Genomic DNA, 15,272 nt, shown 5'->3' with positions numbered 1-15,272 from the left:
CTTAACCTTCCTTCTCGATCTTCTCTAACGCAGCACGTAACATCGGACCGTAGTTATTTTTACCCGGGCAAACATAAGTACATAATGCCAAATCTTCTTCATCCAGCTCTAAACAACCTAAGTTTTGTGCAGAATCGGTATCGCCGGCAGCTAAATCACGAAGTAATAACGTAGGAATAATATCTAACGGCATTACACGCTCATACGCACCGATTGGCACCATTGCACGTTCACCGCCGTGAACTGCCGTAGTGAAGTTAAATAATTTTTTACCGAAGTGGCCTAACACGGTACGGGTAATGGAGAATTTATCCGAACCCGGCATAATCCAACCGAATAACTCTTTCTCACGACCTTCCGCCAGTACGGATACTTGTAATGCGTAACGGCCTAAGTAATCAACCGGACCCGCCGCAGTCGCACCGCTCAATACCGAACCTGAAATCACACGGTTTTCACCGGCATTTAACTCATTTGCGGTTAATTGGGAAAGATTCGCACCAAGACGCGTACGTACTAAACGAGGATTTTTCACTTGCGGACCGGCAAGCGAAATAATACGGTCGGTAAAGAGTTCGCCTGTAGTAAATAATTTACCGATAGCAATCACATCTTGATAATTTAAGTGCCAAACTTGTTTGGTCGCCCCTACGGGATCAACAAAGTGGATATGCGTACCGACTAAACCGGCAGGATGAACACCGCTAAACGACTTAATTGTGATACCTTCAATCGCCGGACTTAACGGGATATTGCTGTCCGCGTCTTTACATAAGTAAACCGGTTTTTGACCGTTAAATAAACGGGTTAAAACAGTTAAACCGTCTTTAAAATCGGTTTCGTACTCTTTTAAAACCACTTCCGGATCCGCCGCTAACGGATTGGTATCCATTGCATTGACAAAGATTGATGACGGAATCGCGTCCAATGCGGGAACCTTACTGAACGGACGAGTACGGAATGCAGTCCATAAACCCGATTCGATAAGATTTTGTTTCACTTGCTCGGCTGATAGCGACGCTAATTGCGCAGCTTCATAGCGAGTAAAGGTAATTTGCTCATCACCCTCAACTTTAATCACGACCGACTGAAGAACACGCTTTTCACCGCGGTTAATAGTAACCACGGTACCGCTTGCAGGAGCAGTAAATACAACGCCCGGATTCTTTTTATCTTCAAAAAGAACTTGACCTTTTTTCACTACATCGCCTTCACGAACTTTCATTGAAGGACGCATACCCACATATTCTTCGCCAAGCATCGCAACTTCATTAACGGTATTGCCGTTATGGATTACTTGTGCCGGTGTACCTGCGATAGGTAAATCCAAGCCTTTCTTGATTGTAATCATATTATTTGCACTACTTTTGTTGGGTTAAAAATATGATTGCGAAAATCGCAATCGCTTCTCTTGAGCCGTAACTTAGATAGAAATAAACGAATTCCCCCACTTATTTCCGAAGCTACATAAAGTTCTCAAATCTGATTTTTCCTGTATTTTTTCACAAGATAAAATAAACAAGCTATTTTACCCTAAATATCGGCTCACTTTCCACAAAAACACGGTTTTTTTATCCTCTAGCCCTTGAAAATTTGAAATAAATCAATATTTATTACTCAGTTTTTTAACAATTACCCCTTAAGAGTTAAACCTTTCGCTTTCATAAGCGGTACGTTTTTATGAACTTTTTGCAAAATTTGTAACAATTCGGATTTGTAAAATTTTGAGTAGAAAAAACCGCCTGTAAGGCGTAGAATGTCCGATAAATTTAGTCAATTAATTTATTACACTTGGAACAAAACTAATGGAACAACAAGAAACTATTCATATTTCAATTTCGGGAGCGGCGCAAACACATTTTCGCCGTCTTTTAGAGCAACAGGAAGAAAATACCAACATTCGTATCTTTGTAGTAAATCCGGGTACGCCTAATGCCGAATGCGGCGTATCTTATTGCCCGCCGAATGCGGTTGAAGAAACCGATACTCAGTTCGAATACAACGGTTTCTCCGCTTTTGTCGATGAAATCAGCTTACCGTTTTTAGATGAAGCCGAAATTGATTATGTAACGGATCCGATGGGATCGCAGCTTACCTTAAAAGCGCCGAATGCGAAAATGCGTAAAGTTGCCGATGACGCCCCTTTCATCGAACGTTTGGATTATGTCATTCAAACTCAAGTAAATCCGCAATTGGCAAGCCACGGCGGTCGAGTGACATTAATCGAAGTAACCGAAGATAAATATGCGATTCTGCAATTCGGCGGCGGTTGTAACGGCTGTTCAATGGTGGACGTCACTTTAAAAGAAGGGATTGAGAAACAATTGTTAGCAATGTTCCATGATGAATTGGCGGGCGTAAAAGATGTAACCGAACATCAACGCGGCGAACATTCTTACTACTAAGCCTAGATAAGTTATAAATGGAAAGCACGAGTAATTTACTCGTGCTTTTTTTAATCGGGCAAACCGACAGGTTATCAAATGCTAAAGACAGATATAAAAACACCACCTTTCGGTGGTGTTTTTAATGCTTCTAATTAACCTTCACAGCTAGAACAGCTTAATAAGTTACGGTTAAAGACTTGCGCCGCACTCATTGAGTATTGGTAATAAATTGATTTTAAACCGAGTTCTTCTGCGGTTAAGTATAATTGGTTTAAATCACGTGCCGGTGTTGCCGGATGAACCATAATATTAATACTTTGACCTTGGTCGATATATTTCTGACGTTGTGCCGCTTGCTGAATCACGCTTAACTGACTGATTTCAGAGAAAGTTTTAAATACTTCTTTTTCTTCGTCGGTTAATTGTTCCAAATGCTGTACGGAGCCGTCATTATGTAAAATCGATTCCCAAATTTCTTCCGTATCCAAACCTTTTTCCTGAAGTAATTTCTCTAAGAACGGGTTTTTATACACGGTTTTGATTTTCGCTAAATCTTTTACATAGTAGTTAGATTTAAACGGCTCGACCGACGGCGATACGCTACCTAAAATAAAACTGCTTGATTTAGTCGGTGCGATACTCATTAGAGTGGTATTACGACGACCATAACCTTTTAAAAGTTCCGGTTCACCGAAACGTTTCGCTAATTCTTGCGAAGCCTTTAAGGTTTTCTCTTGCAGCGTTTTAAAGATTAAATTGTTTTTCTGCATCGCTTGGAAGCTGTCAAACGCAATATTATGCGATTGTAAATAACTGTGCCAGCCCAATACGCCCAAACCTAACGCGCGGTGACGAGTCGCAAAGCGATTCGCACGCTCTAAGAACGGCATATCTTTACTTTTCTCGATAAACTCGCTCATTACCACGTCTAAGAAGTAAGTTAATACTTCCGGTGCATCGGTATCTTTCCACTCATCAAAATAAAGCAGGTTCATTGAAGATAAACAACAAACGAAACTTTCGTCCGAGCTTGACGGCAACATAATTTCGGTACATAAATTAGAAGCGTGTACCGTCATATTTTTATCTTTATAAACGTCCGGACGGCCGGCATTCGCATTATCTTTAAAGAATAAATACGGAATACCCGTTTCGGTTTTACGTTGTAACAATTTCGCCCAAAGCTGGCGTTTATACGGATCGCCCGCTTTCATTGACTCCAACCAATCATGACCGACACATACGCCGTAGTACATTAATTGGATCGGATTACCTTCGGTATGAATATCTAGCCATTCGTCAATATCGCCGTGTTCGATATCGATATAACCGGCAAATTGACCTTTACGAGAAGTACCTTGAGAAATAACATCAATAACGGTATCAAATAGTTTACTAAAGTTAAACGAACCGTCCGATTTACCGTTATTTCTGATCGCCGAACCGCGCGGACGAATATCACCGAAATAAGCCGACGTACCGCCGCCGATTTTACTCATCATACCGACTTCGGCGGTCGTGACCATAATTTCATGAATTGAGTCGCCGATATAACTACCGAAGCAAGAAATCGGTAACCCGCGATCTAAACCGAAGTTCGACCAAATCGGTGAGGAAAGCGAGAAATAACCGCGTCCCATATAGTGATAAAATTTATCCGCATAGCCTTCAATACCTAGCTTACGCTCGGCGTGTTCTGCGATAAAACGGATACGATCTAATGCGGTTGTTCCTTCAAGTAAATAACCACGTTGTAAAAATAAGCGGCTGTCTTCGTTCAGCCATTCAAAATCAGGACGAGAATTAGAATAAGTCATCTGCGGTAATCTGCTTCATTTTTTTGCTGTAATCGGTACTACGTTTGTTAAAGAAATCCGTTTCTTTCGTCGATAGAATTTCAATATCAAACCACTCGGTTTCTTTTAATAATTCTGGATTTACATCGTACGGCGGTTCTAAACCGAGCGTCATTAACGAGTTGTTATAACGGCTACGAATGTAGTTTTCTACTTCTTCACGGCTGATAAAACTTAAATCGCCCTCTTCAAAAATCCAATCTAAAATCCCGCATTCCGCTTCAAATGCTTGGCTTGATAAGGTTTTTAAATCTTCAAAAAATTCCGGTGTGAACAGTTCGCTGTGTTCTTCGCGTAAAATTTCGTATAACACAATACCGAATTTACCGTGAATTTCTTCTTCTTTTGAGGTCGCTTCAACCGCATTCGAAATCCCTTTAAACAGGTTTTTATGCTTATTGAACGACATCATGATCAAGAACTGACCGAATAAGGAAATATGTTCTACGAAAAGTGAGAATAAAACGAGTGAAAGTACGAATTCGCCTTTACCCGCATCTTTATCCTTCATGAACGATTCCATATAACGGATGCGGTTCATTAACGGTTCAATATCTTGGATTTGGCTAAACATTTCGTTTAGGCCTAATTTTTCTAATAAAAACGAGTAGGCGTCTTTATGACGAACTTCCGATTCGGCGAAAGTACCGCCGACATCATCCATTTCCGGTTTCGGAAAATAACGATACAACTCACCCCAGAAGCGTTTTACGTTCACTTCCACTTGGGAAATCGCCAACATCGCTCGAGTCAATACGTGACGTTCGTGATCATTGATATCGATACGGTAGTTCTGAATATCACCGGTAAAATTAAATTCCGTATGTAGCCAATAGGAATGGCGAATAGCATCTTTAAATTCCAATAATTCGGGGTATTCATACGGCTTGATATTCAAGCGTTTTTCAAAGAGATTTCTAGACATAATTCCTTGACTCGATTCTAAGTTGTAATGGGCGTGGATTTTAGGCAAAAATTTTTATAATCACAAGTCTTGACAAACTCTCTTTTTAGTTAGTTTCTTGATTTATAAAGGAAAAAAGTTTTATTAATTTACAAACCCATATCTAGTGTTTTACCGCTAAAAATATACTAGATATTGTATCGTATTAATTATAATCAAATATTTTGTAATGCCTAAAAACCGTGAATTCGCCCGTATTTTATAGTATGATAAATAAAATTTTGAACTCTATACAAGCGGTCAAATTTAGCCCCAAATTTACCAAAAATCGGCTAAATTCCACCGCTTGTTATTTTTATTTATGAATAATCTTATGCAAAATCAATTTTATCGCGGACGTTTTTCCGTTGCGCCAATGCTGGATTGGACCACTCGTCATTGTCGCTACTTCCATCGTCAATTCAGCCGACACGCTTTGCTTTATACCGAAATGATCACCGCGCCGGCGATCATTCACGCCAAATACGATCTACTTGAATACGATCCGAGTGAAAATCCGGTTGCGTTACAGCTCGGCGGTAGCGATCCGGCACAGCTTGCGCATTGTGCCAAATTAGTTGAAGAACGCGGCTATGCCGAAATCAATTTAAACGTCGGTTGCCCTTCCGACCGTGTGCAAAACGGGATGTTCGGCGCTTGTTTAATGGCAAAAGCCGATTTGGTTGCCGACTGTATCAAAGCGATGCAAGATGCGGTGCAAATTCCAGTGACGGTTAAACATCGTATCGGTATTGATGACTTGGACAGTTACGAATTTTTATGTGATTTTATTGAGAAAGTACAGCCGTATAGCAACGATTTCATCGTTCATGCTCGCAAAGCGTGGTTGTCCGGTTTAAGTCCGAAACAAAATCGTGAAATTCCACCGCTTGATTATGAGTGTGTCTATCAACTGAAACGTGATTTTCCGCATTTGAATATTTCAATTAACGGCGGGATTAAAACTATTGAAGAAATCAAACGGCACTTAGCATTTGTCGATGGCGTAATGGTGGGGCGTGAAGCCTATCAGAATCCGTCACTATTAGGTGAAATCGATTCGCAAATTTTCGGTGAAAATCAACCGCTTGTCACCGCCCGTGAAGCGGTGGAAAAAATGCTCCCTTATATTGCAGCGCAAACACAAAAAGGGGTTTATTTAAATCATATCGTTCGTCATATGTTAGGCGCATTCCAAAACTGTAAAGGCGCTCGTCAGTGGCGTCGTCATTTAAGCGAAAATGCGACTAAACAAGGCGCCGGCGTTGAAGTGGTGGAACAAGCGCTTAGCTTTGTACAAGAAAGTAATTAAATTTGCTATTTCCCCCTTAAATTCAGATAATGTTTTTATTTGGATTTAAGGGAAAACTTATGACCGTTCATTGCGTCAATCCAAAAGGTAGCCTTGACCAACTATCTCACTTAGAGATGGAATTACTCACCAAAAATGCGCAAGGCAATCTCTATTCACTCTATCGAAACTGCTCTCTTGCCGTACTGAACTCAGGTGCGGTAACCGACGATAGTCGCGCACTTCTTAATCAATATCCCGACTTCGACATTAACTTGCTTACTAAAGAAAAAGGCGTATCGCTTGAATTGCATAACCCGCCGAAATCCGCCTTTGTCGATGGCAAAATGATCGTCAATATTCAATACCATTTATTTGCGGTGTTACGCGATATTGTGTTTGTCAATGCGCTTTACCAATACATCGGGCAACATACTTCGCCGCAGGAAGATAATAAATATATTACTAATCTTGTGTTTTCGATTTTACGCAACGCCAAAGCGTTGGAAATCGGATCGGATCCGAATCTGATTGTTTGCTGGGGCGGACACTCGATTAACCAAACCGAATATCAATATTGTCGTGCGGTCGGCACCGAACTCGGATTACGCCAATTTAATATCGTTACCGGTTGCGGCACCGGCGTAATGGAAGCACCGATGAAAGGGGCGACCATCGGTCATGCCAATCAACGTTATAAACACAGTCGCTTTATCGGTATCACCGAGCCGTCGATTATTGCTTCCGAACCGCCGAATCCGATCGTAACCGAATTAATCATTATGCCAGATATCGAAAAACGTCTGGAAGCATTTGTGCGTATGGGACACGGTATTGTGATCTTCCCCGGAGGTCCCGGCACATTAGAAGAGTTACTCTATATTTTAGGCGTGAAACTGAATCCGGCGAATAAAGCGCAAAAACTGCCGGTTATTCTTACCGCACCGAAAGAAAGTGCCGACTATTTTACCGCTATCGACCGATTCATCGGTGAAACCTTAGGTAAAGAAGCGCAACAAATGTATGAAATTATCATCGATGATCCGATATTGGTCGCACAAAGAATGGCGAAAGCGATGAAAGAAATCAAACAACAACGCTTAGAGCTTGCCGATTCGTATAGCTTTAACTGGTCTTTGCATATTTCCGATGAATTTACCCATCCGTTTGAGCCGACCCATCAAAATATGAGCGATTTGAATTTACATTTTGATCAGCCGACCGAACGGCTTGCGGCGAATTTACGCCGAGCGTTTTCCGGTATTGTGGCGGGTAATATCAAACCGGCAACACAAGATTTGATCGAACAATTCGGCCCGTTCCAATTACAAGGCGATCGCAAATTATTGGATAAAATCGACCGCTTGTTACAAACGTTTATTACTCAACACCGAATGAAATTGCCGACCGGAGAAGCTTATAAACCATGCTACCAAATTCTGCCGAATACGGAGAAATAGGATATGTATTTACAACAAATTGAAATTTCGGGTTTTCGCGGCATTAATCATCTTTCTCTCACGCTACGCCCGAATATGGTCTTGATTGGCGAAAATGCGTGGGGGAAATCCAGTTTGCTGGATGCGTTAAGCCATATTTTTAACGTTAAAGACGAACTTTACCAATTTAGCGAACAGGATTTTCATTTAAGGGATCATCAACAAGCACAACCGATAAAATTGTGCTTTACTTTCTGTGAAGAGGAAAACGAGACCTTCGGGCAAAATGAAGAAAATCATTATTACGATATTTTTCATTTAAACGATGCCGGATTACAGCACGTTTATCTGCAAATTAGCGGTACGCTTACCGATCAGGGCGTAAAAACGGAATATCAGTTTTTAGACAGCCAAGGCGTTCGATTAGACATTGATAATCTGCAACAAGTGGTGCGTTCGGTCATTAGCCATACGCCGGTCTATCGTTTCCGTGATGCGCGCTTAAACAAATTTGCAAATTTAGAGGCACTCTCTCAATCGGATAATTTGGCGCAAAGTGAGCTGGCGGATGAGCTTAGAGCGCTTTCATTCCTATTAAAATATTACTTTTTAAGTACGCATACCAATAAACATCATCCGAATTCAATGTTGGATACCAGCCAATTATGGAATAAAGTCAAATCGCTGTGCCAACGTTTAAAACAGAATAACGATCAACAGCTGATACAACAAGTTCGCACGCAGCTTTCTTCGCTCTTTGTGCTTAATCAAAAGCATAATCAAATTAAAACGCCGATTATCTTATTTGAAGATCTCGAAGCTCGTTTACATCCTCGTATGATTGCTATCTTTTGGGAACTGGTCACTTATCTGCCGGTACAACGCATTACCACTACCAATTCGATGGAATTGCTCTCGCAGGTACCGCTGCGCGAAATTAGCCGCTTAGTACGTTATCGGGATCGAACCGAAGCCTATTCGCTTGCACGCAGTTCATTAGGCAAAGAAGATCTGCGCAAATTGACCTTCCACATTCACTACAATCGAGGTTTAGCATTATTTTCTCGTGCGTGGATTTTAGTCGAAGGCGAAACGGAAGTTTGGATTCTAACCGAGCTGGCGAATTTACTGGATATTAATTTGGAAATGGAAGGGATTCGGATTGTGGAATTTGCCCAATGCGGCTTACGTCCGTTAATTAAATACGCCAAAGCGATGGGCATTGAATGGTATGTGCTGACCGACGGCGATCAAGCGGGCGAAAAATATGCCGATATTGCCAAAAGTATGCTACAGGAAGACGAACACCCGAGCAAACGTTTGACCGTGATCCCACGCCAAGATATCGAGCATTTTTTCTATCACGAAGGACTTAGAGAAGTCTTTGTACATCTTGCTCGTTGGCAACCGAGAGATCACAAATACCCGACAAAAACCATTATCAAACGCGCGATTCAGTACACCTCCAAACCGGATTTGGCAATTGCGATTTCAAGCGAAATCAAACAACGAGGCAATCAAGCGATCCCTCGCTTATTTAAAAAGCTGTTTATTAAAGTCTTGCAACTTATCAAAGAGCAATAAATCACAAGCGGTTAAATTTACAAGATTTTTTGCAAATTTAACCGCTGGTCTGATTCAAACCCCGCTATGACTAACGTCGAATTTCAAAGTGTTCGAATTGTTCCGAGCCTTGATAACTCTGTTCAATCAAATTACATACAACCGATGTCGGAGGGCCTTTTTGTAACCAGTTTCTGAAAGCTGCCATTTGCGCATCGCTACCAACGGCAACCACTTCCACCGAACCTTCAGGGCGATTTTTCACATAACCTTTAATGCCGATTTTTCCTGCCTCTTGTAGCGTGAAGAATCGAAAGCCGACACCTTGGACGTGTCCTGTCACAATAAATAGCTTCTGTTGCATAAAGCCCTCCGTCAATTTCTACATTTTCAGTTTAATTAAACGAGCGACATTTTCTGCGCTGGACTCCAAATTTTCTCGTCCTTGTTTTAAAGTTTCTTCAAGTGAATTTAATTGACGAATAATCGGGAATACCGCATCAATGCCGTGCTGATAAACCACATTGTAATCTTCTCGTAAGCAACCGACAATCGCAATTACCGGCACATTAAATTGTTTTGCTGTTTTTGCCACACCGACCGGTGTTTTACCGGCAATACTTTGTGCGTCCATACGCCCCTCGCCGGTAATCACTAAATCCGCATCTCGGATATGCTCCGCCAGACGAGTCGCTTCGATAATGATTTGTACGCCTGCTTTAAGCTGCACATTCGGCAGTAATAATAAACCGCCGCCCATACCGCCTGCCGCACCGGCGCCGGCATGATTAGCAATCGCAATCCCCTGTTGAGCTAATGCGACATCCGCAAAATGCGCCAACGCATTATCCAAAGTTTGCACCATCTCCGGCGTTGCACCTTTTTGTGGACCAAATACTGCCGAAGCGCCACGCTCACCGCATAACGGGTTATTTACATCACACGCCACTTCAAACTCAACACTTTGTAAACGAGGCTCTAAATTTTCTAACGAAATTCGGCTGATTTGTTGTAGCTGTTCGCCCCCAAAACCAATTTCCTCACCGGCTGCATTTTTGAAAGAAGCACCGAGCGCTTGCAACATACCGACACCGCCGTCATTGGTCGCACTACCGCCAATACCTAACAGAATTTTATTCACGCCCAAATCCAACGCTTTTTTGATTAATTCACCGGTACCGAAACTGGTGGTTTTCAGCGGATTACGTTGTTCAAAAGGCACCAGATGTAAACCGGAAGCCGCCGCCATTTCAATAAAAGCGGTCTGTTTATCGCCGGAAATGCCTAAAAAACCGGTCACTTTATTACCGAGCGGCGCAGTCACTTCAACTTCTAACAACTCACCTTTAGTCGCATCAATTAATGACTGAACCGAACCTTCACCGCCGTCCGCCATTGGCACTTTGATGTATTGCGCATCAGGGAAAATACGTCTGAAACCGCCTTCGATAGATTGTGCCACTTCAAGCGCCGTAAGACTTTCTTTAAATGAATCGGGAGCAATAACAATTTTCATATTTTACCTCTTAGAATAATTTAAACACACCAAACACCAAGGTTGAAACGATAGCCATAATTAAACCGACCGCTGTTTCATACGGAATCAATTTTAAACGTTCTTTTATATCCATATTGACACTACCACCGGTAGCATGGAAGAAAGATCCGTGCGGCATATGGTCAAGAACTGTCGCACCGGAATGAATCATTGCCGCGCTTGCTAATGCACTTACGCCTAATTCGATTAAAGTCGCACTAAATACATTTGAAGCAACCACCGTACCGGCTGTGGTTGAAGCTGTAGCCAATGACATTAAAGCCCCTGAAATCGGTGCAAGTAAATAGGATGGTAAGCCCGAAGCGGTAAGCGCTTCAATTAACACATCTTTTAAACCCGAATTGGCAATAATGCCGGCTAATGCCCCAGTACCTAATAACATCACGGCAACCGGTGACATTTTTAATAAACCTGAAGTGGCAAATTGATTCACTTGTTTTAATTTGCCCATAGCCAATGCACCGACTAAGCCGCCAAGTGGTAATGCGATCAATGGATCAACTTTAATATCGGCGATAGGACGCAATGCTAATAAAATAATTGCACAAAGCGGTGCGGCAATTGCCGGTAGGAAAGCGGGTAAATTTTGCGAACTATTTGCAGAAACTTCGCCGTCCGCCACTTTTGAACCTTTGTTGATAAGGCGTTTTGCTAAGAAATAGGTCAGAATAATGCCGAAGATAGCCGGAATGATACCTGCCGCCATCACAGAAGTAAGCGGTAGATGGAAAGCGTCTGAAGCGGCAATCGCATTTGGGTTCGGCGACATAATATTACCGGCTTTACCACCGCCAATCATCGCTAATAAGATTGCCGGCTTAGATAAATCACTACGTTTCGCTAATGCTAATGCAATAGGTGAAACGGTAATAACCGCCACATCCACAAATACCCCAACCGCGGTTAAAATCATAGTGGAAAGCACTAAAGCAAGTAACGCACGGGTTTCGCCTAATTTTTTCACGATGGTTTCGGCGATGGTACTTGCTGCACCGGATTCAATTAATACACCGGCTAATACACCCGCAGCTAAGATACGCATTACCGCCGTGGTAATTCCTTGCGCTCCGCCGATCATTAAGCTCACGGTTTGCGACAGATCCGCCCCGCCGATTAAACCGCCGACTAATGCGCCGATTAACATTCCGTATGCCGGCGGTACTTTTTTCAAGATGAGAACGATTGCCACGGAAAGGGCAACGACTGCTCCAATTGCTGTTACTGTTACCATAATAAGCCCCTATAAGAGAGATGAACCAACGAATGGCACTTATTATCTAAATTTCACCCCAAAAGTCGTTATTAAAAAGAACAAAAAACAAATAAAATATTTGCATCTTTTTAGATAAAAATACAAATTATTTTAACAGGGAAGCGCCTAAATAAAGAATAAATTTGTCTTCTATCTTATTGAAAGATAAGGATGTTATTTGCTCAATTTTTTCTAAACGATAACGTAGCGTATTCGGATGAATAAACAATTTTTCCGAAGCGTGAGCCAGATCACAATTTGACAAAAAATATTGTTGCAGACTTTTAAATAACGTCGCTTTGCCGTCTTGCGCTAACAAGATCTTAAACGGCGAGAGCAATTCTTCGCTTTGCCATGTTTTGGCGAAATCAGCCAATAAGGCAGGTAATTTATAATCGGAAAAAAGTAAGATTTGCTTCTTCAAACGTAATTGTTCCGCATAAGATAAGGTATGTAATGCCGATTGATAAGAAAAACTCGCCTGATGAAAATGCGTGACCTTTGCTCCGACCACAATTTTATATTCTTGATTGCGGTTATGTTCCGGCAATAAAGATAATAAACCCCGATCTTTAGATAAACGCTGAAATTCTTCTTCCGTTTTCAGTAAGACCAGCTTATCCAAATCCATTACCGCCAAAGCAATATGTTTAGAATTCAGTTCCAAATGATTTAGCAATAACTGCAGTTTTTCGGCATCCGGTTGCTCCATTTTAATTATCATTGCCACTAACGGCTTGGTCGAATCCAGTTTAAAAAAGACCGCTTGCTGCGTAATTTCCGCTTCGCTTAATGCTCCTCGTAATAACTGACGAATAAATTCTTCTTTGTAGCGTTGTTGCCAACGCTCTTTCGCCAGTAAAACCGACTTCTCTACGATCAATTCCGCCGCCATTTTCACTAACTCGCCGTACTGCCGAACTTCATTCGGCTTGCCGGATATACCGATTACCCCAACGGTTTTACCTAAATAAGCGATGGGGAGATTCAATCCCTCTCTCGCTTCGTAATTCCATTGTTTTGCTAAATTTTCATCAATTTCAACCGATTGTTTCTTACGCAAAGCAATCACCGCACCGGTATGGCGTTCGCCTAACCGAGAAGGATCCCCCGAAGCAATAATGATTCCTTCTTCATCCATAACATTTACGGAATTGGGAATAATTTGCATAGTGCGTTTTACAATCGTTTGGGCGGTGGGTATATCAAGCTTTAATATCATAACTAACCTTCTTTCGATATGAATTACTTTTTAGTGTAACCGAGTCCGTTAAAATAGCATTTAGGGTATCGCGCTGGAAAACAACGAAAACGATAGATAAGCCTCTATACTTTAAAGAAAAAACGGAACAATATGCTATATATATATAAAAACAAGCATTAATCAGCTTATTAAACAGAATAAAAATCTTAATTTTTTATAAAAATAGCATTTTACATTATATTTTTTAGCAGTTATATTCGTTATCAACATTACACAAGCGGTCATTTTTACAAAAAATTTTGCAAATTTCACCGCCTATTATATGCATTCACAATATCCTTTCAGAGTTGGACAATATTATGGCAAAAACATTATACGAAAAACTATTTGATGCCCACGTTGTATATGAAGCCGCAGGCGAAACGCCGATTCTTTATATCAACCGTCACTTAATTCACGAAGTTACCAGCCCGCAAGCGTTTGACGGTTTACGTGTCGCCGGTCGTCAAGTACGCCAAATCGGTAAAACGTTCGGTACAATGGATCACAGCATCTCAACCCAAGTGCGTGACGTCAATAAATTAGAAGGTCAGGCGAAAATCCAAGTTTTAGAATTAGCGAAAAACTGTGAAGCGAACGGGATTTCGTTATTCGATATGCAAACCAAAGAACAAGGTATCGTACACGTTATGGGGCCGGAGCAAGGTTTAACCCTACCGGGTATGACGATTGTCTGCGGTGACTCACACACCGCAACACACGGTGCTTTCGGTGCGCTTGCGTTTGGTATCGGTACATCGGAAGTGGAACACGTGCTTGCAACGCAAACCTTAAAACAAGAGCGTGCGAAAAGTATGAAAGTGGAAGTTCGCGGCAAAGTGAACCCAGGCATTACCGCCAAAGATATCGTGCTGGCAATCATCGGTAAAACAACTATGGCGGGCGGTACCGGTCATGTGGTGGAATTCTGCGGTGAAGCGATTCGTGATTTATCGATGGAAGGCCGTATGACGGTATGTAATATGGCGATCGAATTCGGCGCTAAAGCCGGTTTAGTCGCACCGGACGAAACCACCTTCGCTTACTTAAAAGATCGTCCGCACGCACCGAAAGGCAAAGATTGGGACGATGCGGTTGAATATTGGAAAACCTTAAAATCCGACGATGATGCGGTCTTTGATTCAGTCGTTGTATTAGAAGCGAAAGATATTGCGCCGCAAGTCACTTGGGGAACCAATCCGGGACAAGTCATCGGTATTGACCAAGTGGTACCGAATCCACAAGAAATGGCGGATCCGGTCACTAAAGCTTCAGCGGAAAAAGCGCTTGCCTATATCGGTTTAGACGCTAATACCGATATGAAAAACATCCCTGTGGATCAAGTATTTATCGGCTCTTGTACTAACTCTCGTATTGAAGACTTACGTGCAGCGGCGGCAGTAATGAAAGGCCGTAAAAAAGCGGATAACGTAAAACGTGTGCTAGTTGTACCGGGTTCTGGCTTAGTAAAAGAACAGGCGGAAAAAGAAGGCTTAGATAAGATCTTTATCGAGGCTGGCGCAGAATGGCGTAATCCGGGCTGTTCAATGTGTTTAGGTATGAATGATGACCGTTTAGGCGAATGGGAACGTTGTGCTTCAACCTCTAACCGTAACTTTGAAGGTCGCCAAGGTCGTAACGGTCGTACCCACTTGGTTAGCCCGGCAATGGCGGCAGCGGCGGCAATGTTCGGTAAATTTGTCGATATTCGTCACGTGGAATTAAATTAAGGATAAAAAA

12 protein-coding genes are annotated in these 15,272 nt (G+C 42.0%); 5 read left to right on the top strand and 7 right to left on the bottom strand.

Translation table 11 applies throughout. The annotated features are described in order from the left end of the window. Position 1: 1 nt before the first annotated feature. On the bottom strand, positions 2-1,351 hold the full coding sequence (locus tag DRF63_RS00785) for a Na(+)-translocating NADH-quinone reductase subunit A (protein WP_005595863.1): 1,350 nt from the start codon (positions 1,349-1,351) through the stop codon (positions 2-4). 454 nt (positions 1,352-1,805) lie between these two features. Between DRF63_RS00785 and nfuA the strand changes: the two genes are divergently transcribed. Continuing rightward, positions 1,806-2,405 carry a Fe-S biogenesis protein NfuA gene (nfuA, locus tag DRF63_RS00780; protein WP_005595862.1) on the top strand — a complete coding sequence of 200 codons (600 nt, stop codon included), beginning with the start codon at positions 1,806-1,808 and terminating at the stop codon, positions 2,403-2,405. A 134-nt stretch (positions 2,406-2,539) separates the two neighbouring features. Here nfuA and DRF63_RS00775 read toward each other — a convergent pair whose 3' ends face one another. Together DRF63_RS00775 and DRF63_RS00770 are read right to left on the bottom strand one after the other, a co-directional pair. Beyond that, positions 2,540-4,204 carry a ribonucleoside-diphosphate reductase subunit alpha gene (locus tag DRF63_RS00775; protein ID WP_005595861.1) on the bottom strand — a complete coding sequence of 555 codons (1,665 nt, stop codon included), beginning with the start codon at positions 4,202-4,204 and terminating at the stop codon, positions 2,540-2,542. Then, complete coding sequence (locus DRF63_RS00770) at positions 4,191-5,168, bottom strand: ribonucleotide-diphosphate reductase subunit beta (protein WP_005595859.1); 978 nt, start codon at positions 5,166-5,168, stop codon at positions 4,191-4,193. The genes DRF63_RS00775 and DRF63_RS00770 overlap by 14 nt, the downstream gene beginning before the upstream one ends. A gap of 352 nt (positions 5,169-5,520) precedes the next feature. On the opposite strand from DRF63_RS00770, the gene dusA reads away from it, so the two are divergent. The 3 genes from dusA to DRF63_RS00755 are packed head-to-tail and all read left to right on the top strand — an operon-like array spanning position 5,521 to position 9,500. Further along, positions 5,521-6,498 (top strand): tRNA dihydrouridine(20/20a) synthase DusA, encoded by a 978-nt coding sequence (gene dusA / locus DRF63_RS00765; protein WP_005595856.1) that lies wholly within the window; start codon positions 5,521-5,523, stop codon positions 6,496-6,498. Positions 6,499-6,557: 59 nt separating this feature from the next. Next, complete coding sequence (gene ppnN / locus DRF63_RS00760) at positions 6,558-7,937, top strand: nucleotide 5'-monophosphate nucleosidase PpnN (RefSeq protein WP_012478293.1); 1,380 nt, start codon at positions 6,558-6,560, stop codon at positions 7,935-7,937. A gap of 3 nt (positions 7,938-7,940) precedes the next feature. After that, positions 7,941-9,500: a DUF2813 domain-containing protein gene (locus DRF63_RS00755; protein WP_005595853.1), complete on the top strand. Its 1,560-nt coding sequence runs from the start codon at positions 7,941-7,943 to the stop codon at positions 9,498-9,500. Positions 9,501-9,570: 70 nt separating this feature from the next. Here the strand turns inward: DRF63_RS00755 and DRF63_RS00750 are convergent, their stop codons facing one another. The 4 genes from DRF63_RS00750 to DRF63_RS00735 all read right to left on the bottom strand — a co-directional run bounded on the left by DRF63_RS00750 (position 9,571) and on the right by DRF63_RS00735 (position 13,511). Then, entirely contained in the window at positions 9,571-9,843 is a 273-nt protein-coding gene (locus DRF63_RS00750) for an acylphosphatase (protein WP_005595852.1), read from the bottom strand. A gap of 18 nt (positions 9,844-9,861) precedes the next feature. Continuing rightward, the gene (locus tag DRF63_RS00745; RefSeq protein WP_005595849.1) at positions 9,862-10,995 is read right to left on the bottom strand and encodes a glycerate kinase; all 1,134 of its coding nucleotides are present in this window, start codon (positions 10,993-10,995) and stop codon (positions 9,862-9,864) included. A 10-nt stretch (positions 10,996-11,005) separates the two neighbouring features. Next, entirely contained in the window at positions 11,006-12,268 is a 1,263-nt protein-coding gene (locus DRF63_RS00740; protein WP_043991707.1) for a GntP family permease, read from the bottom strand. A 127-nt stretch (positions 12,269-12,395) separates the two neighbouring features. Further along, on the bottom strand, positions 12,396-13,511 hold the full coding sequence (locus DRF63_RS00735) for a CdaR family transcriptional regulator (RefSeq protein ID WP_043991706.1): 1,116 nt from the start codon (positions 13,509-13,511) through the stop codon (positions 12,396-12,398). Between the two features lie 341 nt (positions 13,512-13,852). Between DRF63_RS00735 and leuC the strand changes: the two genes are divergently transcribed. Continuing rightward, positions 13,853-15,262 (top strand): 3-isopropylmalate dehydratase large subunit, encoded by a 1,410-nt coding sequence (gene leuC, locus DRF63_RS00730; protein ID WP_005595840.1) that lies wholly within the window; start codon positions 13,853-13,855, stop codon positions 15,260-15,262. Positions 15,263-15,272 lie beyond the last annotated feature (10 nt).

Source organism: Actinobacillus pleuropneumoniae, from assembly GCF_003290385.1.
Taxonomy (GTDB): Bacteria; Pseudomonadota; Gammaproteobacteria; order Enterobacterales; family Pasteurellaceae; genus Actinobacillus; species Actinobacillus lignieresii.
Note: the sequence above shows the minus strand (reverse complement) of the source record. Positions and strands in the feature narration are given on the sequence as shown.

Bases quoted from the DNA above. Each gene is read 5' to 3' on its own strand.
- DRF63_RS00775 (WP_005595861.1), bottom strand. From the start codon at position 4,204: ATGACTTATTCTAATTCTCGTCCTGATTTTGAATGGCTGAACGAAGAC.
- ppnN (WP_012478293.1), top strand. From the start codon at position 6,558: ATGACCGTTCATTGCGTCAATCCAAAAGGTAGCCTTGACCAACTATCT.
- DRF63_RS00770 (WP_005595859.1), bottom strand. From the start codon at position 5,168: ATGTCTAGAAATCTCTTTGAAAAACGCTTGAATATCAAGCCGTATGAA.
- leuC (WP_005595840.1), top strand. From the start codon at position 13,853: ATGGCAAAAACATTATACGAAAAACTATTTGATGCCCACGTTGTATAT.
- DRF63_RS00735 (WP_043991706.1), bottom strand. From the start codon at position 13,511: ATGATATTAAAGCTTGATATACCCACCGCCCAAACGATTGTAAAACGC.
- DRF63_RS00745 (WP_005595849.1), bottom strand. From the start codon at position 10,995: ATGAAAATTGTTATTGCTCCCGATTCATTTAAAGAAAGTCTTACGGCG.
- dusA (WP_005595856.1), top strand. From the start codon at position 5,521: ATGCAAAATCAATTTTATCGCGGACGTTTTTCCGTTGCGCCAATGCTG.
- DRF63_RS00740 (WP_043991707.1), bottom strand. From the start codon at position 12,268: ATGGTAACAGTAACAGCAATTGGAGCAGTCGTTGCCCTTTCCGTGGCA.
- DRF63_RS00755 (WP_005595853.1), top strand. From the start codon at position 7,941: ATGTATTTACAACAAATTGAAATTTCGGGTTTTCGCGGCATTAATCAT.
- DRF63_RS00750 (WP_005595852.1), bottom strand. From the start codon at position 9,843: ATGCAACAGAAGCTATTTATTGTGACAGGACACGTCCAAGGTGTCGGC.
- nfuA (WP_005595862.1), top strand. From the start codon at position 1,806: ATGGAACAACAAGAAACTATTCATATTTCAATTTCGGGAGCGGCGCAA.
- DRF63_RS00785 (WP_005595863.1), bottom strand. From the start codon at position 1,351: ATGATTACAATCAAGAAAGGCTTGGATTTACCTATCGCAGGTACACCG.